General features: G+C 71.0%; 20 protein-coding genes and 1 riboswitch. Of the genes, 10 read left to right on the top strand and 10 right to left on the bottom strand.

Features of this window, described 5'->3' with window-relative positions:
- The first annotated feature begins 38 nt into the window (after positions 1-38).
- The 3 genes from ACIBQX_RS15330 to ACIBQX_RS15320 all read left to right on the top strand — a co-directional run bounded on the left by ACIBQX_RS15330 (position 39) and on the right by ACIBQX_RS15320 (position 2,550).
- Positions 39-239: a DUF5302 domain-containing protein gene (locus ACIBQX_RS15330; RefSeq protein WP_397004691.1), complete on the top strand. Its 201-nt coding sequence runs from the start codon at positions 39-41 to the stop codon at positions 237-239.
- A 166-nt stretch (positions 240-405) separates the two neighbouring features.
- Positions 406-543, top strand: a riboswitch (cyclic di-AMP (ydaO/yuaA leader).
- A gap of 182 nt (positions 544-725) precedes the next feature.
- Positions 726-1,553, top strand: coding sequence for a hypothetical protein (locus ACIBQX_RS15325; RefSeq protein ID WP_397004689.1), 828 nt, complete (start codon positions 726-728; stop codon positions 1,551-1,553).
- A 136-nt stretch (positions 1,554-1,689) separates the two neighbouring features.
- Positions 1,690-2,550, top strand: a complete 861-nt coding sequence (locus ACIBQX_RS15320) for an alpha/beta fold hydrolase (protein ID WP_397004687.1) — start codon at positions 1,690-1,692, stop codon at positions 2,548-2,550.
- A gap of 54 nt (positions 2,551-2,604) precedes the next feature.
- Here ACIBQX_RS15320 and ACIBQX_RS15315 read toward each other — a convergent pair whose 3' ends face one another.
- From ACIBQX_RS15315 to ACIBQX_RS15295, 5 genes are all read right to left on the bottom strand, one after another.
- Complete coding sequence (locus ACIBQX_RS15315) at positions 2,605-2,976, bottom strand: hypothetical protein (RefSeq protein WP_397004685.1); 372 nt, start codon at positions 2,974-2,976, stop codon at positions 2,605-2,607.
- Positions 2,973-3,365 carry a roadblock/LC7 domain-containing protein gene (locus tag ACIBQX_RS15310; protein WP_397004683.1) on the bottom strand — a complete coding sequence of 131 codons (393 nt, stop codon included), beginning with the start codon at positions 3,363-3,365 and terminating at the stop codon, positions 2,973-2,975. Before ACIBQX_RS15310 ends, ACIBQX_RS15315 begins: the two co-directional genes overlap by 4 nt.
- 29 nt (positions 3,366-3,394) lie before the next feature.
- Complete coding sequence (locus ACIBQX_RS15305) at positions 3,395-4,195, bottom strand: MarR family transcriptional regulator (protein WP_397004681.1); 801 nt, start codon at positions 4,193-4,195, stop codon at positions 3,395-3,397.
- 4 nt (positions 4,196-4,199) lie between these two features.
- Complete coding sequence (locus ACIBQX_RS15300; protein ID WP_397004679.1) at positions 4,200-4,577, bottom strand: roadblock/LC7 domain-containing protein; 378 nt, start codon at positions 4,575-4,577, stop codon at positions 4,200-4,202.
- A 183-nt stretch (positions 4,578-4,760) separates the two neighbouring features.
- Complete coding sequence (locus ACIBQX_RS15295) at positions 4,761-5,978, bottom strand: DUF4032 domain-containing protein (protein WP_397004677.1); 1,218 nt, start codon at positions 5,976-5,978, stop codon at positions 4,761-4,763.
- 22 nt (positions 5,979-6,000) lie between these two features.
- Here ACIBQX_RS15295 and ACIBQX_RS15290 point away from each other — a divergent pair, with 22 nt between their 5' ends.
- Complete coding sequence (locus ACIBQX_RS15290) at positions 6,001-7,569, top strand: DUF885 domain-containing protein (protein WP_397004675.1); 1,569 nt, start codon at positions 6,001-6,003, stop codon at positions 7,567-7,569.
- Positions 7,570-7,572: 3 nt separating this feature from the next.
- On the opposite strand, the gene ACIBQX_RS15285 is transcribed toward ACIBQX_RS15290, so the two are convergent.
- Together ACIBQX_RS15285 and ACIBQX_RS15280 are read right to left on the bottom strand one after the other, a co-directional pair.
- Positions 7,573-8,214 (bottom strand): class II aldolase/adducin family protein, encoded by a 642-nt coding sequence (locus ACIBQX_RS15285; protein ID WP_397004673.1) that lies wholly within the window; start codon positions 8,212-8,214, stop codon positions 7,573-7,575.
- 88 nt (positions 8,215-8,302) lie between these two features.
- A complete protein-coding gene (locus tag ACIBQX_RS15280) occupies positions 8,303-9,331 on the bottom strand; it encodes a LacI family DNA-binding transcriptional regulator (RefSeq protein WP_397004671.1) in 1,029 nt (342 codons plus the stop codon).
- Positions 9,332-9,452: 121 nt separating this feature from the next.
- Here ACIBQX_RS15280 and ACIBQX_RS15275 point away from each other — a divergent pair, with 121 nt between their 5' ends.
- From ACIBQX_RS15275 to ACIBQX_RS15260, 4 genes are read left to right on the top strand one after another with little or no spacing between them, the layout of a single operon-like run.
- Complete coding sequence (locus ACIBQX_RS15275; protein ID WP_397004669.1) at positions 9,453-10,817, top strand: ABC transporter substrate-binding protein; 1,365 nt, start codon at positions 9,453-9,455, stop codon at positions 10,815-10,817.
- Positions 10,814-11,680 carry a carbohydrate ABC transporter permease gene (locus ACIBQX_RS15270; RefSeq protein ID WP_397004667.1) on the top strand — a complete coding sequence of 289 codons (867 nt, stop codon included), beginning with the start codon at positions 10,814-10,816 and terminating at the stop codon, positions 11,678-11,680. The genes ACIBQX_RS15275 and ACIBQX_RS15270 overlap by 4 nt, the downstream gene beginning before the upstream one ends.
- Positions 11,677-12,519, top strand: a complete 843-nt coding sequence (locus tag ACIBQX_RS15265; RefSeq protein ID WP_397004665.1) for a carbohydrate ABC transporter permease — start codon at positions 11,677-11,679, stop codon at positions 12,517-12,519. The genes ACIBQX_RS15270 and ACIBQX_RS15265 overlap by 4 nt, the downstream gene beginning before the upstream one ends.
- A gap of 27 nt (positions 12,520-12,546) precedes the next feature.
- Entirely contained in the window at positions 12,547-14,607 is a 2,061-nt protein-coding gene (locus ACIBQX_RS15260; protein ID WP_397004663.1) for a glycoside hydrolase family 2 protein, read from the top strand.
- A 3-nt stretch (positions 14,608-14,610) separates the two neighbouring features.
- On the opposite strand, the gene ACIBQX_RS15255 is transcribed toward ACIBQX_RS15260, so the two are convergent.
- Positions 14,611-15,195 carry a TetR/AcrR family transcriptional regulator gene (locus tag ACIBQX_RS15255; RefSeq protein WP_397004661.1) on the bottom strand — a complete coding sequence of 195 codons (585 nt, stop codon included), beginning with the start codon at positions 15,193-15,195 and terminating at the stop codon, positions 14,611-14,613.
- Between the two features lie 67 nt (positions 15,196-15,262).
- On the opposite strand from ACIBQX_RS15255, the gene ACIBQX_RS15250 reads away from it, so the two are divergent.
- Complete coding sequence (locus ACIBQX_RS15250) at positions 15,263-16,180, top strand: carbohydrate kinase family protein (protein WP_397004659.1); 918 nt, start codon at positions 15,263-15,265, stop codon at positions 16,178-16,180.
- Positions 16,181-16,205: 25 nt separating this feature from the next.
- Positions 16,206-17,420 (top strand): aminotransferase class III-fold pyridoxal phosphate-dependent enzyme, encoded by a 1,215-nt coding sequence (locus ACIBQX_RS15245; protein ID WP_397004657.1) that lies wholly within the window; start codon positions 16,206-16,208, stop codon positions 17,418-17,420.
- Between the two features lie 17 nt (positions 17,421-17,437).
- On the opposite strand, the gene ACIBQX_RS15240 is transcribed toward ACIBQX_RS15245, so the two are convergent.
- Both ACIBQX_RS15240 and ACIBQX_RS15235 read right to left on the bottom strand, forming a co-directional pair.
- Entirely contained in the window at positions 17,438-17,617 is a 180-nt protein-coding gene (locus ACIBQX_RS15240) for a hypothetical protein (protein ID WP_397004655.1), read from the bottom strand.
- Between the two features lie 40 nt (positions 17,618-17,657).
- A complete protein-coding gene (locus tag ACIBQX_RS15235) occupies positions 17,658-18,401 on the bottom strand; it encodes an SDR family oxidoreductase (protein ID WP_397004653.1) in 744 nt (247 codons plus the stop codon).
- Positions 18,402-18,429: the final 28 nt, after the last annotated feature.

The following is an 18,429-nucleotide window of genomic DNA, read 5'->3' as shown; positions in this document are numbered from 1 at the left end:
TGCCAAGCTGTGTATGTCCCCAACACCAGGAGGTCCTCATGGCGGAATCACCGGAGCCGGAAGTCAGCGAAACCCCCGAGGACGAGATGAAGCGCAAGTTCCGCGAGGCGCTGGATCGCAAGCGCAACCAGCAGGCGGACACGGGTGCGGGTGGCAGGGGCGCCGACGCTTCGAAGATCCACGGAGCACACGGGCCGGCTGCCAGCAAGCGATCGTTCAGGCGTAAGAGCGGCGGCTGAATCGGGGGATTTCGCGGGGGTACGGCATGCCGTACCCCCCTTTTTCTTGACCTTCCTAGGTAGATCTTTCAACCAATTCATGGCATTTGCTTTGCGTTTGTCCGGTTTGGCCTATAAGTTGAGTGGCGTTACCAGGCGGTGACCTGGCCCTTCAACAGGAAGAGGCGGCCGCCTGGCGCCGAATCCCGCGCCTCCGCGGGAACCGGGGACCCATCTCCTGGGGTGAATCCGGCCTTCGCGGCCGGTAGGACATCTCCACGTCCGAACCCGTCAGCTAACCCGGTAGGCGAGATGGAGAGGACGAACTCACCTGTGCTCCGTTCCCGCGTACCCCCAGCCCGCGTAACGTCACCAGCCGCCCACTGAGCGGCGACTTCCCCCAAGCTTCTCCGCGCTCCGCGTAGCGTCCGTCGGCCTTTCGCTGCCCGGCTACGCCCTCAAGCGAGCGCGCGCTTCCCCATTACCTAACGAAGGATTCCCTTTTTCATGTCTGCTCGCTTCGGCATGCGTTCCATCACCCTGCTCGCCGGCGCCGCCACTGCCGGCGTCCTGACCTTCGGCGCCGGCCCCGCCGCCCACGCCGATGTCGACGACACTCAGAAGGTCCTGCTCAAGGGCTCGACCACGGCCTCGTACTTCTGGGACGACAACTCCGGCCGCGCCGGCGACACCGGCCTGCCCGCCAGCGGCAAGCCCATGCAGAAGGGCATGGCCGCCAGCCCCAGCTGGCCCCTGCTGACCGAGGGCTACGTGGTCTACAACGGCAAGAAGATGCCGTTCTTCGTCGGTGACCGTGGCCCCGGCGCTCCCTCCAGCAGCGGCGTCATGCTGGACCTGGACTCCAAGACCTTCGCCGAGCTGACCGGTGGCACGTTCAACTCCCGGACGCTGATGGTCGACAACAACGGTGGCAAGGGCCACATCAAGGTCGAGTACGTCATCACCAAGTGGGGCAAGGGCGTGGGCAAGAAGAACCACCCGGTGGCCTTCTCGACCGGCGCCTGGTCGCGTAAGGACGCCAACCCGGCCAAGCCGCCGCAGATCCTGGCCGAGAAGAAGATCGAGAAGGGCGAGCCGAAGGTCGTGGAGGGCAAGCCTCTCGCCGACGCCTCCGCCCGCGCCGGTTCGGGCTCCGGCGGCCCCGCCGTCTCCGTCAAGGCGACCGCGTACGCCGGCCCCTCCAGCCCCGCCGCCGCGGCCGCGACCGAAGAGCCGAGCGGCGTCACCGGTGCCGCCCTCGCCGGCGGTCTGGCCCTCGTCGGCGGCGGCGCCATCCTCGGCCGCGACCGCATCCGCCGTCTCATGACCCGCTGACCCAGCCCCAACCGCACGCGACACCCCCCGCCGCCCCCTGGGGATGGCTTTGCGCCGACCCCCGCCGACCTCCGCCGTCCCCCGCCGCCCTTGGGTTTGGCTTTACGCCAGAAGCGTTTGACGGTAATTGTCATCTGTGATCTCGCGTGCATCGGTCAACGGCATCGAACTGGCCTACGAGAGCTTCGGCTCGCCTGGCGGGCGCCCTCTCCTACTGATCATGGGGCTGGGCGCCCAGCTCATCCACTGGGACGACGAATTCTGCTCGCTACTGGCCGAGCAGGGTCATCACGTCGTCAGATTCGACAACCGCGACGCGGGCCTGTCCACCCATCTGCACGCCGAGGGCGTCCCCCGACCGGGGACGCCCTCGGCGTATCTGCTGGACGACATGGCCGACGACGCGGCCGGGCTGATGGAGGTGCTCGGCTGGCCCGCCGCGCATGTGGTGGGCGCGTCGATGGGCGGCATGATCGCCCAGACCCTCGCCTTCAGGCACCCCGAACGGGTGCTCACCCTCACCTCGATCATGTCCACCACGGGCCCGTCGGCGGCCCCGCCCACCGAGGCGGCCGGCGCGGTGCTGTTCGCCCCGCCGGCCGGCGACCGGGAGGCGGTGCTGGCCCAGGCGCTGGCGAACAGGGCGGTGATCGGCTCGCCCGGCTTCGAGCTCGACCGGGAGCGTTTCCTGCGGCTGGCCGCCCTGGCCTACGACCGCTGCCACGACCCGGCGGGCACCGCCAGGCAGCTCGCCGCGATCATGGCCTCCCCCGACAGGACCGAGCCGCTCGGCGGGGTGGACGTGCCCACGTTGGTCATCCACGGTGACGCGGACCCCCTGGTTCCGCTCGCCGGCGGCCAGGCCACCGCGGCGGCCATCCGGGGAGCCGAGCTCCTGGTCCTCCCCGGTATGGGGCACGACCTGCCGCAGCCCCTGTGGCCGGAGATCGCCGGTTCCATCACGAAGCTGACCTCAAATTCGGCCGGAAAAGCGTAGGTTTGTGACGACGGCTCGCGCCCGCCGCGCCCGGACGCGAGCCGCCGCGATCTGTCAGACCTCGAGCCTCTCCTCGATGGTCTTGAGCTGGTGCCTGGCCATGGCCAGGTTGGCCCGGTTGCGGTCAAGGGCCAGGTAGAGGAACAGGCCCTTGCCGCCACGGCCGGAGATCGGCCGGATGATGTGGTACTGGCCGCCGAGGGTGATGAGGATGTCCTCGATGCTGTCCTTGAGCCCGAGCGAGTCCATCGTCCGCAGCTTGGCCTTGACGACCTCGGTGTTGCCGGCCGCGGCGACCTGGAGATCCAGGTCCTTCGAGCTGCCGAGCGAGCCCAGCGCCATACCGCTGCCGTGGTCGACGATCGCGGCCCCGAGCGAGCCGTCGATCGTCATCATCTCCTTGAGCGAGATGTCCATGCTGGTCATGCTTCCTCCGATCGGGAATGAACGTGTCGGGCGACCGCGGCGACCGTGGACGCCGTCTTGCGGCCCTCCAGCCGGAGCAGCCCGAGGTTCGCGCCGGGCTCGGCCAGGACTGTGAGGACGATGGTGGGGCCGGCCGCGTAGAAGGCGGCGTGGCCGGCCGAGCCGGAGATGAGCGTCTCCTCCAGCTCGCCCCTCCCCGCCAGGGCGAGCATGCGCCTGCTCATCGCGAGCAGCGCCGAGGCCAGCGCGGCGACCTGCTCGCCGCCGTCGATCACGAGGTCGCACGCGATCGTCAGTCCGTCGACGGTCGAGGCGACGCTGCCTCTCACGTCAGGGGTGCGTTCGCGCAGGAGGACCATCTCCTTGCGCACCTCGTCACGCAGCTCCACCGGTGGCCTCCTCTTGCGTGAGGGGAACCTCACGACAGCTCCTCCAGCGCCTTCTTGAGCCGCAGCAGCAGCTCGATGTCCGTCGGGTCGGCGTTCACCTGCGGGCCCAGCGCCCCAGCGGGCCGGGGACCGCCGGCCTCCCGCCGGGACTCGGGCCGCCTGTCCCGCTTGGGCAGCGCGGCGGCCGGCTCTTCCGTGTCGAGCAGGCCCGCCGCCGCCATCCTGCGCACCGCGAGCATGACCGAGTAGCCGGACCTGCCGAGCCGCCTGGCCAGCTCCAGCGAGGTGGCCTCGCCGTCGGCGCGGACCACGACCTCCCACTCCACGTCGCTGAGCGCCACACCCCGTCCTGCCAGCCGGGGAGCGGGCCGTACGGGAGCGGTGTCCACGTCGGCGGCGGGCCAGATCTGGGCGAGCCGGGCGCGGCGGCGCGCGCACTCGCGCACCAGGCCGGGCACGTCGAAGTACCACCGCCCGCCCAGCCAGTGGCGCTCGCCGGGACGGAACTTCGGCCTGGTCCCGGTGGTGGGCAGGAGGAAGAACGCGGCGTCCAGGACGGCGCCCAGCACGCAGTACTGCAGCTCGCCGAGGGTGACGGGCCCCTGTTCGAGCAGTCGCTCGCAGCCGCCGTCCGCCCGCAGCGCGCGCAGCGCTGCCTCCGGCACGCGTCCCCGCGCGGCCAGCAGCCGCTCGACGCCCGGCGTCTGCGCACAGTCCATGTACGTGACGCGCCCCTCGTCGAGGAAGACGGTGCCGGCCCTGCCCACGCGCAGGGCGCCGGTGGATCGCTCCTTGGCGAGGCCGGCCAGCAGTGTGTCGAGCGGTGGCATGCGCTCACGCCAGCAACTGGTCGGACAGGGCGCGCAGGCGGTGGCGTGCCAGGGCCAGGTTCGAGCGCTCCAGGTCGAGGCGTACGTAGATCACCAGCGGGCCCTCGAACAGGGTGTCCAGCATCCGGAGCAGATGGTGGCCCTTGTCGGTGGTGATGAGCATGTCGTCGACGCGGACCGTGTCGCCCGGACAGGAGTGCGCCAGCCCTTCCACGGTGGCGCGCAGCGTCTCGGTGAGCGCCGCGGCCGACTTCTCGGCGTCCACGCCGTGCGGTTGCCCGCTGACGGCCACGGCCATACCGCTCGTGTGGTCCACGAGCATCGCGTCGAGCGCTCCCGGTATGGCCATGACCGCGGTCAGGCAGGTGTCTAGTCCGAGCATCTGGCCTCCCTCGCCGTCCTGGGACTGGGACAGCTTAGGAGTGACGAAAGGAGTGCCGAATGCCGGAACTTGTCAGGAGTCGTACAGAGATGGAGATGTATATCGCTGAGGCGAAGAAAAACCCCACCGTGATACAGAATCCCGTGATTTATGGGAACAGTTCGCGAGGTCTCGGAATTCGATTCATATCTGCGGATCGGTGGGCTCGGCGGGCAGCAGCGCCTTCTCGTCGGGCTTGAATACCAGCACGTTGTCCACGTACGACTTGACGGCCGCGCTCAGGCCGACGTCGCCCCCGGCCGCCTCCGACAGGTACCACCGGTGGTCCAGGATCTCGTGGAACAGCTGGGCGGTCTCCAGCTTGCCGCGCAGCTCGGCGGGGATGGCCGCGAGCGTGGGCTGGAACACCTCGGCCAGCCACCGGTGGGCCACGATCGCCTCGTCCTCGTGCCGCAGCCCCTTGGCCACCCTGAACCCGTCGAGGTCGTTCAGCAGCCGGCGCGCCTGGTTCTCCTCGGCGTCGAGGCCGGTCAGCCGGAGCAGCCGGCGCTGGTGGTGCCCGGAGTCGACGACCTTGGGCCGGACGATCAGCCGGCCGGTGCCGACCTTGCGCCGCACCATCATCTCCGCCACGTCGAAGCCGAGCAGGTTGAGCCGCCGGATCCGGTGCTCCACCCGGTGCCAGTCGACCTCCTCGATGATCTCGTCCTGGGTGATCTCACTCCACAGCCGGTGATAGCGGTTGACCACGTCCTCGGCGGTGTTCATCGGGTCGATCGCGGGGTCCAGCAGTCCGCCGGCCTCCAGGTCGAGCATCTCGCCGAAGATGTTGGTGTGCGCGCTGTCGATGTCGGCGGCCCGCTGGCCCTCGCTGATCATCGGGTGCATCTCGCCGGTCTCGGCGTCGACCAGGTAGGCGGCGAACGCCCCCGCGTCCCGGCGGAACAGCGTGTTGGACAGCGAGCAGTCGCCCCAGAAGAAGCCGTTCAGGTGCAGCCGCACCAGCAGCACGGCCAGCGCGTCCAGCAGGCGGGTGAGCGTGTCCGGGCGCAGCGTGCCCGACATGACGGCCCGGTAGGGGAGCGAGAACTGCAGGTGCCGGGTGATCAGCGCCGCGTCGAGCCCCTCGTCCCTGCCGGTGACGTAGGCGATCGGCTCCACGGCGGGGGCGTCGAGTCTGGCCAGGTCCCACAGGAGCTGGTACTCGCGCTTGGCGTACCGCTCGCTGATCTCCTTGATCGCGTAGACCTTGCCGGAGAGCCGGGCGAAGCGCACGACGTGCCGCGAGATGCCGCGGGGAAGATCGACCAGATGGCGCTGCGGCCACTGTTCCAGCGGGAGCTCCCAGGGGAGCCGGATCAGGTCGGAATCGCCTAGCGCGCCGGTGATCTGAAGGGGCATTCCACCAGGATATTGTGCATCGGTGGACGAGTTTCTCAAGTGGTACTTTTCCGGACGTCCGGTGGTTGCCGCCACCCTGGGCGCCGAGGGCTATGACCATACGCTCGGCGACTTCTCCGCCACCGCCTTCACCGACCGCGAGCGCGACGAGCTCCGCTGGCTGGAGCGCCTGTCCGCCGCCGAGACCGCTACCCCCGACGAGGCGATCGACCGGGACCTCGTCCTGTCCCAGCTGCGCGGCTCCATCGCGATGGCCGCCTGGCCCGAGTGGCGCCGCGACCCCGGTGGCTACCTCGGGACCGTCTTCAGCGCCCTCTACACCCCGCTCCAGCGGCGGCTCAAGCCCGAACCCGAGCTGGTGTCCGCCGCGCTCTCCCTGCTGGCCGAGGTGCCCGGCGTGCTCGCCGCCTGCCAGGTCAACCTCGACCCCGACCTCGCCGCGCCGCTGCTGGTCCAGCGCGGGCTCCGGCAGGCCCGCACCGGGCGCGGCTTCCTCACCGAGACCGTCCCCTCGATGATCGAGGACCCCGTCCTGGGCGCCCGGCTCGCCGACGCCGCCGAACCGGCCGCCGTCGCGTTCGACGAGCTCGTCGTCTTCCTCGACGGCTTCCGGTGCGGCGGCACCTGGCGGATGGGCGAGCGGCTCTACTCCACGCTGCTGCGCGAGCGCGAACTCCTCGGGTACGGCGCGGCCGAGCTGCACGACAAGGGCCGGGCGGCCTGGGACGCGCTGAACGACCGGATGCGCGAGGTCTCGCCACGGGTGAACGGCTCCCCGGACTGGCGGGCCGCGATGGAGTCCCTGATGGACGACCACCCCGCGACCCTGGCGGAGATGCGCGCGGAGTACGAGGTCGAGACCCGGCGGGCCCGCGACTTCGTCCGTGACCGCGACCTGGTCACCTTCGCCGAGGGGGAGGAGTGCCTGGTGCTGCCGTCGGCCGTCTACACCCGGCCTGTCCTGTCCGTCGCCCACTACCTCGCGCCGCCGCCGCTCAGCACCTCGCGCACCGGCGTCTTCTTCGTCCCCTACACCCCGGACGACTTCACCGAGGAGCAGGTACGGCAGCGCCTGCGGACGAACTCCCGGGCGGTGATGCCCTCGCTGGCCGTCCACGAGGCCTACCCGGGACACCACTGGCACCTGTCCTACATGGCGGGTCACCCGAGCGCCGTCCGCAAGGTGTTCCGCACGCCGTACTTCACCGAGGGCTGGGCCCTGTACGTGGAGAAGCTCCTGCACGAGCAGGGCTATTTCGACACCCCGGCCACCGAGCTGGCCCACCTCGACTGCCGGATCTTCCGCGCCGCCCGGATGGTGGTCGACACGGCGCTGCACTGCGACGACCTGCCGATCGAGGAGGCCGAGACGTTCATGGCCACCAAGGCGTCCCTGTCTCCCGGAACCGCCCAGGGCGAGGTGGACCGTTACTGCGCCTGGCCCACGCAGGCGCCGTCGTACCTCACCGGCGCCATCGAGATCGACCGCATCCGGGAGTCGTACCAGGGGTCGCTGAAGTCGTTCCACGACCGGATCGCGGGCGCGGGCGGGCTGCCGCTCGGCCTCGCGGAGGCCGCCGTCAGAGGATGACCGTCACGGGGACGGGCGGCGGGGGAACTCCGGCGGGTTGAGCGAGCGCTCGACCACCGCCGCGAGCTGCTCGTCGGTGAGGATCGCCGGTTTGCCGACGCTCAGGCCGCGCACGTAGACCTCGCAGAGCCACTCCAGCAGGCGGGTGGCCTCGAAGGCCTGGTCGAGCGTCGCGCCGACGGTCACCCCGCCGTGGTTGGCCATGAGCGCCGCCTGCTTGCCCGCCAGCGCCGCCCGCACGTTCGCGGCCAGCTCGTCGGTCCCGTACGTCGCGTACTCGGCGACCTTGACCACGCCGCCGAGCAGCAGCGCGTTGTAGTGGACGGGCGGCAGCTCGGTCATCGTGGTGGCCACCACCGTGCCGAACACCGAGTGGGTGTGGACCACCGCCTGCGCGCCGGTCGCGGCGTAGACCGCCAGGTGCATCGGGGTCTCCGAGGACGGCTGGAGCTCGCCCTCCAGGAGGTAGCCGTCGGTGTCGACGACGGGGCACATCTCCGGGGTCAGCCGGTCGAGCGCCGCGCCCGAAGGGGTGACCGCGACCCGGTCTCCGTCGCGCACGCTCAGGTTTCCCGACGTGCCGATGACCAGGCCGAGCTCGACGGCACGCCGGCCGTACTCGCACAGCTGTTCGCGCAGGCTCATGCGACGGCAATGTAGCCGGTCGGCCGGATCCGCACCAGCCGGCCCCGAGCCCGTCCGGAAGCCGGGCCCGCCGCCGCTCGGGCGCGCGTCACCATCGCGCGTCGTCCTCGCCCGCGGTGCTCTCACGGATGATCAGCCTGTGCGGCACCACGATCTCGGTGGGGTTGGCCGCGCCGCCGCTGATCGACTCCATCAGCGTGTCCACCGCCGTGCGCGCGATCTCGCCCTTGTCCGGGGCGACCGTGGTCAGGCTCGGCGTGCTGTACTGGCCCTCCTCGATGCCGTCGAGGCCCACCACGGCGACGTCGCCGGGGACCCGGCGGCCCGCCCTGGTCAGCGCCCGCATGGCGCCGAGCGCGAGCAGGTCGTTGTAGCAGAACACGGCGTCAGGCGGGTCCGGCAGCGCGAGCAGCCGCTCCATGGCCTGCGCGCCGAGCCGCCGGTGGAAGTGCGGCGTGGCGATGATGAGCTCCTCGTCCACCGCCAGGCCGGCGTGGGCGTGCGCCTGGCGGTAGCCGGCGGTGCGCAGCTGGGCGGTCTCCCCGGTCGCGTACGGCTGGTCGCCGATGGCGGCCACCCGGCGCCGGCCCAGCCCCAGCAGGTGCGCGGTGGCCTCGCGGGCGGCGGCCACGTTGTCGATGGCGACGTGGTGGAAGCTGCCGTTGAAGATGTGCTCGCCGAGCAGCACGATCGGGATCCGGTTGCCGCGTTCGCGCAGCTCCTCGGCGGAGACGGCGAGCGGGCTGAGCAGCAGGCCGTCGAACATCATGGCCCGTGAGTCCCGCCCGAGCAACGCGCGCTCCCGCTCGACCGCGCCGTCGGTCTGGTCGATCATGACCACGTACCCGTGGGCGCGGGCCGCCGTGATCACCTCGCGGGCCAGCTCGGCGAAGTACGGCACGTCGAGCTCGGGCACCACCAGGGCGATCATCCCCGTACGACCCTGCTTGAGGTTGCGGGCGATCAGATTGGGACGGTAGTCGAGCTCGTCCAGGACGGCCTGCACCCGTGCGCGCAGCTCGTCGGAGACCGGCGCGTACCCGTTGACCACATTGGACACCGTGCGAATCGATACGTTCGCCCGCTTGGCGACGTCGCGCAGGGTAGGACCGGACATGCGTCTCTTGTACCTCCCGCCACCGGGACTGGGAAGATCCCAAACCCGCTCTTGCATCGTTGCAGACAAGTATGCATGATGTCTGCATCGTTGCAGAGCTGCCATGCCGAGGAGTCCCAAGATGTCCACACCCCCGCTCGCCCGTCGCGGTTTCCTCAAGGGAGCCCTCGGCATGGGCGCTCTCGCCGCCACCGGCTCACTCGCGGCGTGCGCTCCCGGCGGCACCACCGCCGCGCCGAGCAAGCTCGCCAAGCCGACCGCCTCCGCGTCGTCGGCCAAGGGCGAGATAACGATCTGGAATCGGTCGGGTGACCTGTTCAAGGTGTTCGACGCGGCGATCGGCAAGTTCCGCGAGGCCTATCCGGGCGTCAAGGTGAACCACCAGGCCGTGGACATCGACGCCAAGCTGGCCAACACGCTGATCAGCGGCACGGGCGTGCCCGACGGCAGCTTCTGGGACGACGCCAAGATCAGCGGGCAGGCTGAGCACCTCTTCGACCTGACCGACCTCATCTCGCCCTACCGCGACCAGACCGCGCCGTACAAGCTGTCCGTCAACACCGTGGACGGCAAGATCTACGGGGTGCCGTGGGACCTGGACCCCGGACTGCTCTGGTACCGCGAGGACATCCTGGAGGACGCGGGGGTCGACCCGGCGGGCCTGGCCACGTACGACGACCTGGTGGCCGCCGCCCGGACGGTCAAGGAGAAGGTTCCCTCCACCAAGCCCATCCACCTGGACAAGGACCCCTTCCTCGGCCAGCTGTGGCTGGAGATGCTCGCCAACCAGCAGGGCACCAGCCTGACCGACGCCCAGGGCAAGCTGAGGCTGGACTCCGCCGAGTACCGGCGGATCCTCACCTGGATCGAGACCGCGGTCAAGGACGGCCTGGTCACCCACGCGCCCTACCTGAAGCCGGCCGACGTCAACACGCTCGACAACGGCCAGCAGGTGTTCGTGCCGTGGGCGATCTGGTGGTCGTTCGCGCCGCAGCAGCTGCTCAAGCAGACCAAGGGCAAGTGGCGGGCCGCCCCGCTGCCGGCCTGGACGCCCGGCGGCGCGCGCAGCGGCGCCATGGGCGGCAGCAGCTTCGTCATCCCCGCCAAGGCCAAGAACCCCGAGCTGGCCTGGCTGCTGTACGAGTTCCTCTGCTTCAAGGAGCCCGGCTACACCGCGGTGTACGGCCCCAACGACGTCTACCCCGGCGGCCTGTCCACCTCGGTCCCCAGCTTCAAGCCCGCGCTGGACCCGGCCAAGCCGCTGTTCGAGCCGATCGAGGCGCTCGGCGGCCAGGACCTGTGGAAGGTCGCCGTCGAGGCCGCCGCCACCATCCCGGCCGCCGCGCCGATCCCGTGGTGGTGGGCCGAGTCGGTGGACTACCTGGGCAACAACCTCCAGCGCCTGATGGAGGGCAAGATGTCGCCCGACCAGGTGATCTCCGAGTCGGGCGAGAAGATCCAGCGCAACCTGATCGACCGCTCATGAGGTCCGTGCGGTTGACGCCGTACCTGTTCGTCGCCCCGTTCTTCGTCGTCTTCGCCGCGTTCGGGGTCTACCCGCTGATCTACGCGCTGCAGCTCAGCTTCATGCGCTGGCGGGGCGCGGGCGCGGCCCACTGGGTCGGCGTGGACAACTACCTCTACCTGCTGACCAGCCCGGAGTTCTGGGGCTCGCTCGGCAACAGCGCGGTCATGTGGGTGCTCATCGTGCCGATCCAGGTCGTGGCCGGCCTGGGCGGCGCGGTGCTGCTGGCCAACGCCAGGCTGCGGCTGCGGGGGCTGTACCGGGTGGCGTTCATCGCGCCCTTCGTGACCCCGTTGGTGGCCATGGCGCAGGTGTGGATCGTGGTGTTCGACGAGGACCACGGGCCGGTCAACTACCTGCTCAACCTGGTGGGGCTGCCCGACGTGGGGTGGCTGACGTCCACGGTGTGGGCCAAGCCGACGCTGGCGCTGCTGTTCCTGTGGAAGACCACCGGGTTCGCGATCATCATCCTGCTCGCGGGCCTCCAGGCCGTCCCCGGCGGCGTGTACGAGGCCGCCGCGCTCGACGGCGCGTCCCGGTGGCGGCAGTTCTGGTCGATCACCGTGCCGCTGGTGCGCAGGAGCATGGCGTTCCTGGTGGTCGTGCAGACGCTGGCCGTCTTCCAGATGTTCGCCGAGCCGTTCGTGGTCACCGAGGGCGGCCCGTACGGCTCCACCACCACCGCCGGCCTCTACCTGTACGAGCACATCGCCGCCTCCGACCTGGGCACCGGAGCCGCGAACTCGTTCCTGCTGGTCCTGCTGGTCTTCGGCCTGTCGCTGGGCGCGGTCAGGCTGCTGCGGCCGAAAGACGAGGTGTCATGAACCGGACCAGACCGGGCGTCGCGCAGTACGTGCTGCTGACGCTGCTCGCCCTCGCCTTCCTGTATCCGATCTGGTGGGCGATCAGCTCCTCGCTCAAGCCGGCCGCCGAGATCATCACCAGTCCGCTGTCGATCGGCGCGCCGACGCTGGACAACTACCGGGCGATGTTCGCCGACGTGCCGATCGGCACCGGGTTCGCGAACACGGCGCTGGTGCTGGCGGTCAAGGGCGCGATGACCATGTTCTTCTGCCCGCTGGCCGGCTACGCCTTCGCCAAGTACACCTTCCCCGGCAAGAACGCGCTGTTCGGCGTGGTGCTGCTGACGCTGATGCTGCCGACGCTCGTGCTGATCATCCCGCTGCTGCTGGAGATGAGCGCGCTCGGCTGGGTCAACACCTACCAGGCGCTGATCCTGCCGGGCAGCATCGACGCGTTCAGCATCTTCTGGATGCGGCAGACCATCGCCGCCATCCCGGACGAGCTGATCGACGCCGGACGGGTGGACGGGGCCGGCGAGTTCGGCATCTTCGCCAAGGTCGTGCTCCCGGTGATCAGGCCGGGGATGGCCGCGCTGGCCGTGCTGACCACCATGAACGTCTACAACGACTTCGTCTGGCCGGTCGTCGCCGTCAACGACACCTCCCACCAGACGCTCCAGGTGGTGCTGGCCACGCTGGCGCAGAACATCACCGGCAACCGGATCGGCGCCGACTTCGCCACCGTCTGGGGCGAACTGCTGGCCGCCGGCAGCATCGCCATGCTGCCGCTGCTGGTGATCTTCGTCCTGCTGCAGCGCCACTTCATCAACGGCATCCTCGCGGGCAGCGTCAAGGGCTGACCCGCCATCCCAACGAAACGGAGCACCATGACGCCGCGTGCGGAATACCCCCGGCCCCACTTCGACCGGTCGCACACCTGGTCGAGCCTGAACGGTGACTGGGACTTCCGGGCCGACACCGAGCAGGACTGGACCGCCACCATCACCGTGCCCTTCGCCTGGGAGACCCCGGCGTCGGGCATCGAGGCCCACTGGCTGCCCCTGGCCTGGTACCGGCGCCGGATCACCGTCCCCTCCGCCTGGACGGGACAGCGGGTGGTGCTGCACTTCGGGGCCGTCCACCACGAGGCCACCGTGTGGGTGAACGACATCGAGGTGGCCACGCACCGGGGCGGCTACACGCCGTTCGAGGCCGACATCACCGACGCGCTGCGCGAGGGCGAGCAGGAGGTGCTGGTACGGGTCTCCGCGCCGCTCGACAAGCGGGAGCTCGCGCACGGCAAGCAGCGCAGCATCCCGCGCGACGACTTCGACGGCGTGTGCTTCACCCCGTCGTCGGGGATCTGGCAGAGCGTGTGGCTGGAGGCCCGGCCCGCCACGCACCTGGCCGAGCTGCGGCTGCGCCCCTCCGCCGGGCTGGCCGCCATCGAGGTGACGGCCCGGGTCGAGGGCCGGTCGGAGGCGACGCTGCGCCTGACCGTCCGCGAGACGGGCACCACGGTCGAGCTCCCGGTCACCGGCACGGGCGCCGTCGCGGGCTCGGAGGCCGCGACGGCCACGGACCCGATCGTGCTCCCCGTGGCCGAGCCGCGACTCTGGTCACCCGAGGACCCGTACCTCTACCACGTGGACGCCGAGCTGGTCTCCGCCGACGGCACCGACCGGGTCGCCGCCTACACCGGGCTGCGCCGGATCGAGGTGATCGGCGAGGACCTCCACCTCAACGGCCGCCGCCTGTTCGTGCGCGGCGTGCTCGACCAGGGCTACTGGCCGCGTACCGGCATCACCGCCCCCGACGACGCCGCGTTGCGCCACGACATCGAGCTGGCCGCGGCGGCGGGCTACAACCTGGTGCGCAAGCACCTCAAGCTGGAGGATCCGCGCTTCGTCCACCACGCCGACGTGCTCGGCATGCTGGTGTGGGCCGAGCCCGCCGCGACCGGCCGCTTCTCGCCCGAGTCGGTGGCGGCGTTCGAGGAGCAGATCGCGCCCATGGTCGAACGTGACGGCAACTCCCCGGCGATCGTCATCTGGGGCCTGTACAACGAGGAATGGGGCCTGGACTGGGACATCCCGGGCGACCCGGCCAAGCAGGAGGCGGCGGCGCGCGCGTACGACCTGCTCAAGGCGCTCGACCCGACCAGGCCCGCGGTGGACAACTCGGGCTGGACGCACGTCAGGACCGACCTGCTCGACTGGCACTACTACGACGAGTCCGCCGCCTCCTGGGGCCGGACGGTCGCCGCGCTGCTCGACGGCGAGCAGGACGACTTCCCCGTCCGGCTCGGCCCCGACTACGTGGTGCGCAAGAAGCTGGCGGGCGTCCCGTCGCAGCCGCTGCGCGGCCTGCCGAACCTCAACAGCGAGTACGGCGGCGGCTTCACCTGTGTCGAACGCGCCTGGCACCTGCGCTGGCAGACCCAGGAGCTGCGCCGCCACGACCGGCTGGCCGGCTACGTCTACACCGAGCTGTACGACGTCGAGCACGAGTCCGCAGGCCTGCTGGACTTCGAGCGGCGGGCCAAGGACCTGGCCGGGGTGAGCCCGGCGGACGTGAACGCCGCCACCGCGCTCGTCCTCGACGTCGTCCCGGTCGCGCCCGGCCGTGACCTGCTCAGCCCGGAGCGTGAGGTCACCGTGCCCGTCCGCGTCTCGCACCACGGGACCGAGCCGGTCAACGGCCGCCTGCACGCGGCCTGGACCCCCGTCTTCGGCCCGGCACCGGCCGCGCCGGGCGTCGAGGGGCCGTGGATCGAGGCCAAGCCGTACCTGCTGAGCGGCCCCGCCGAGGTCCGCGCCGAGCTGCCGGCCGGCTGGTCGAGCGGGCGGCTGCACCTCGCCCTGGTCAGCGACGGCGCGGTGATCGCCCGCTCGGCGGTGGACGTGGACACCCACACCGGCTTCGTCATCGGCGACGACCGGCCCTGACCGTCAGAGCCGGTCGAGGAACCGGAGGAGCAGGCGTTCCAGGTCCGCCCGGCGCAGGCGGTCGGGGTAGAGGAGCAGGTGCAGGCTGAGGCCGTCGACGAGGGCGAGGAGCTGCTCGGTGACGTCGTCGAGGCTCTGGTCCGTCGTCAGCTCGCCCGCCGCGCCGGCCTGGCCGAGCAGGTCGCGCACGGCGGTCCGGAGCTCGGCCGCCTCGGCGCGCTGCACCTCGGCCAGGCGCTCGGCGGCCAGGCTGCGGCTCCAGAAGCTCACCTCAAGGCGGGTCTCCTGGGTGCGCTCGGCGTCGAGGGGCAGATTGTCCAGCAGCAGCTCACGCAGGGCGGCCAGCCCTGAGGCGGCGTCGACCTTGCCGGCCAGGCGCTCGCGGATGCGCTGGTGCGACTGGCGCAGCGCCGACAGCAGGATCTCGTCCTTGTCGGTGAAGTAGTGGGCCAGGACGCCGTTGGAGTAGCCCGCCTCCTTGGCGATGGCGCGGGTGGTGGCGGCGTCGATGCCGTCCCTGACGATCACCCGGCGGGCGGCGGCCAGCACCTCGCGCCGGCGCTCGTCATGGTCGACGATCTTCGGCATCGGCGGCCCCCTCTCGTGCTCGCCTCAGCATATTGACTTTTTATTCGGACGTCTGTCTATTTAGACCATGACCGTCGCCACGGTCGGCGTGCACATCGTCGACATCCTCGCCAGGCCCGTCGAGCGCATCCCCGACGGGCAGGACACCGTCCTGGTCGACCAGATCCGGCTGACCGCCGCGGGTGCCGCCGCCGGGACCGCGGTCGACCTGGTCAAGCTGGGCAACGAGGTCGTCTCCATGGGCGCGATCGGCGACGACGAGCTCGGCGACTTCCTGGTGGCGGTGATGACCAAGCGGGGCGTGGACGTGTCCCGGCTGGCCCGCCGGGCCGGTGAGCAGACGGCCGCCTCCATCCTGCCCATCCGGCCCGACGGCGGCCGTCCCAGCTTCCACGTCCCCGGCGCCAACCTCGGCGTCACCCTCGCCGACCTCGACACCGAGGCGCTGCGCGGCATGCGGGCGATCCACCTCGGCGGCATGGACGTGACCTTCGGCCTCGGCGACCCGGCCTTCTTCGAGCTGCTCGACTCCGTCCGGGCCAGCGGCGTCATCGTGACGATGGACCTGTTATCGGAGATGCCGGACCTGCTCGGCATGGCGCGGGCGTTCCTGCCGCATGTGGACTACGTCCTGCCGAACGACTCCCAGGCGCTGCTCATGACCGGCGCGGCAGACGTACCGGCAGCGGCCTCGGCCCTGCTGGCCGACGGTCCGCGCGGCGTGCTGGTCACGCTGGGGGCGGCCGGCAGCCTGGTCGTGACCGAGGCCGGAGCCGAGACGGTGCCGGCGCTCAAGACGGACGTGGCCGACACCACCGGCTGCGGGGACGCGTACTGCGCCGGGTTCATCACCGGCCTGCTGCACGATCAGGACGTGCTGACCGCCGCCCGCTGGGGCACGGCCGCCGCCGCGAAGGTCGCCACGGGCCTCGGCTCGGACGCCGGCCTGACGGACCTCGCCGCCACCCTGGCCCTTCTCAGCTGACCTTCTCGTGGAAGAGAGCTTTCCGATGACAGACGCCGATCTCCGCGCGCGGGCCATGAAGGTGGTGCCCGGCGGCATGTACGGGCATCTCAACGCGGCCATCTTCGCCCCCGGCTACCCGCAGTTCTTCGCGCGGGGTGACGGGTGCAGGCAGTGGGACGTGGACGGGCGCGAGTACATCGACTTCATGTGCAGCTGGGGGCCCGTCGTGCTCGGCCACCGGCACCCGCGCGTGGAGGAGGAGGCGGCCCGCCAGCTCGCCCAGGGCGACTGCCTCAACGGGCCGGGCCCTGTCATGGTCGAGCTGGCCGAGCTGCTGGTCGACACCGTGCCGAGCGCCGACTGGGCGATGTTCTCCAAGAACGGCACCGACGCCACCACCCAGGCGCTGATGGTCGCCAGGGCGGCCACCGGCCGGACGAAGGTCCTCATGGCGCACGGCGCCTACCACGGCGCCGACCCCTGGTGCACGCCCTCCACGGCCGGCACGACCCCGAACGAGCGGGCCGACCTGGTGGAGTTCGCCTACAACTCGCTGGAGTCGCTGGAGGCCGCCGCGGCCACCGTCGAAGGTGACGTGGCGGCGATCATCGTGACGCCGTTCAAGCACGACGCGTTCGAGGACCAGGAGCTGGTGGAGCCCGCCTTCGCGCGCGGCGCGCGGGCACTGGCCGACCGGCTCGGGGCCGCGCTGGTGATCGACGACGTGCGCGCGGGCTTCCGGATCGACCTGCGCGGCTCCTGGGAGCAGTACGGGGTCCGGCCGGATCTGACGGCGTGGTCCAAGGCCATGGCCAACGGCTATCCGATCGCCGCCGTCACCGGCATGGACGCGCTGCGCGGCCCCGCCCAGACGCTGTACTCGACCGGATCGTTCTGGTTCTCGGCGGTCGCCATGGCGGCGGCCAAGGCCACGATCGAGACCCTGCGCGACACCGGCGGGATCGCCACCATGGAACGGGCCGGCACCCAACTGCGCGAGGGCCTGTACGCCCAGGCCAAGGCACACGGCTTCACCGTCAACCAGACGGGACCGGTGACGATCCCCTGGCTGAGCTTCGACGGCGACGCCGACCTGTCGACGGCCCTGCACTGGAGCGAGGCCTGCCTGCGCCACGGGGTCTACCTCCACCCCTGGCACAACTGGTTCATGTCGGCCGCCCACACCGAAGAGGACGTGGCCCGCGCCCTGGAGGGCACTGACCTGGCCTTCGCGGAGACCCGCGCCCACTTCGGCTGAGCCTTCCCGGCGGGTTGTCAGGGCGCGGCCATGGCCACGACGTGCACGTCGTAGCGCTCCTGCTCCGGCGTCAGCACGGCGAGCAGGTCGGCGCCCACCCCCGGCGCCGCGCCGAACGCATGAGGCAGCCCTGGGGGCACGGCGACCGACCCGCCCTCGGCGACGGTCGCCGTCTCCTCACCGAGGACGAACTCCATCGTGCAGTCGGCCGTGAGCCAGCAGCTGGACCGGGCGGCATCACCGCTGTTCGGCGAGCCACTCGTCGAAGGTGGTCGGCGCGATGCGGGCGCCCTCGCCGGGGAGCAGCACGTTGCCGGCCATCGTGGGACCGAACACCGCTGACCAGGTCGGCACGAGTTTCACCGTGCGCCCGCGCGTCCGGTGGGTGCGCCGGGCCATGTCCACCAGGTCCTGCGTCTCGGGCCCGGCGACGTCGACGTAACGCCCCTGCGGCTCGCCTGTCGCGATCTCGGCGAGAACGACGGCCACGTCCGCGGGCGCGATCGGCTGCACGAGCAGCGGCGCGATGGTGGCGACGCCGTCCTGCTCGGTCCAGCCCGCCACCATCTCGGCGAAGTCGTGGAACTGGGTGGCCGGGACGATCGTCCACGGCACCGGCCCGGCGGCGACGAGACGCTCCTGCTCCCGCTTGCCGGCATAGTGCGCGTTGCCGTCGATCCGGTCGATGCCGGCGATCGAGAGCAGCACATGGTGCCGGACCCCGGCGCGCTCCTCGGCGGCGAGCAGGTTCCGTGTGGTGCCGCCGAGGTACGCCACCGTCTCGTCCCGGTCGGCCGCCGACGCGTTGGTCACGTCGATGACCGCCTCGACACCGGCCAGGGCGTCGTCGAGGCCGTCACCGGTCGACAGGTCCACACCCAGCGAGCGGCTGATGCGCACGACGTCGTGCCCGTCCCGTTCGAGGACGGCGACGGTGCGTGCGCCGATGTTCCCGGTGGACCCGGCAATGGCGATCCGCACGATGATCTCCTTCTTCCCCAGCAATTAC

The sequence above is a fragment of the Nonomuraea sp. NPDC049714 genome (genome assembly GCF_044465295.1).
Classification (GTDB): Bacteria; Actinomycetota; Actinomycetes; order Streptosporangiales; family Streptosporangiaceae; genus Nonomuraea.
This window is presented reverse-complemented; position numbering and strand designations above follow the sequence as displayed.

Coding starts and splice junctions, on each gene's coding strand:
- ACIBQX_RS15260 (WP_397004663.1), top strand. CDS start 12,547: ATGACGCCGCGTGCGGAATACCCCCGGCCCCACTTCGACCGGTCGCAC.
- ACIBQX_RS15280 (WP_397004671.1), bottom strand. CDS start 9,331: ATGTCCGGTCCTACCCTGCGCGACGTCGCCAAGCGGGCGAACGTATCG.
- ACIBQX_RS15265 (WP_397004665.1), top strand. CDS start 11,677: ATGAACCGGACCAGACCGGGCGTCGCGCAGTACGTGCTGCTGACGCTG.
- ACIBQX_RS15270 (WP_397004667.1), top strand. CDS start 10,814: ATGAGGTCCGTGCGGTTGACGCCGTACCTGTTCGTCGCCCCGTTCTTC.
- ACIBQX_RS15325 (WP_397004689.1), top strand. CDS start 726: ATGTCTGCTCGCTTCGGCATGCGTTCCATCACCCTGCTCGCCGGCGCC.
- ACIBQX_RS15250 (WP_397004659.1), top strand. CDS start 15,263: ATGACCGTCGCCACGGTCGGCGTGCACATCGTCGACATCCTCGCCAGG.
- ACIBQX_RS15240 (WP_397004655.1), bottom strand. CDS start 17,617: ATGGAGTTCGTCCTCGGTGAGGAGACGGCGACCGTCGCCGAGGGCGGG.
- ACIBQX_RS15330 (WP_397004691.1), top strand. CDS start 39: ATGGCGGAATCACCGGAGCCGGAAGTCAGCGAAACCCCCGAGGACGAG.
- ACIBQX_RS15275 (WP_397004669.1), top strand. CDS start 9,453: ATGTCCACACCCCCGCTCGCCCGTCGCGGTTTCCTCAAGGGAGCCCTC.
- ACIBQX_RS15305 (WP_397004681.1), bottom strand. CDS start 4,195: ATGCCACCGCTCGACACACTGCTGGCCGGCCTCGCCAAGGAGCGATCC.
- ACIBQX_RS15315 (WP_397004685.1), bottom strand. CDS start 2,976: ATGACCAGCATGGACATCTCGCTCAAGGAGATGATGACGATCGACGGC.
- ACIBQX_RS15300 (WP_397004679.1), bottom strand. CDS start 4,577: ATGCTCGGACTAGACACCTGCCTGACCGCGGTCATGGCCATACCGGGA.
- ACIBQX_RS15255 (WP_397004661.1), bottom strand. CDS start 15,195: ATGCCGAAGATCGTCGACCATGACGAGCGCCGGCGCGAGGTGCTGGCC.
- ACIBQX_RS15285 (WP_397004673.1), bottom strand. CDS start 8,214: ATGAGCCTGCGCGAACAGCTGTGCGAGTACGGCCGGCGTGCCGTCGAG.
- ACIBQX_RS15295 (WP_397004677.1), bottom strand. CDS start 5,978: ATGCCCCTTCAGATCACCGGCGCGCTAGGCGATTCCGACCTGATCCGG.
- ACIBQX_RS15245 (WP_397004657.1), top strand. CDS start 16,206: ATGACAGACGCCGATCTCCGCGCGCGGGCCATGAAGGTGGTGCCCGGC.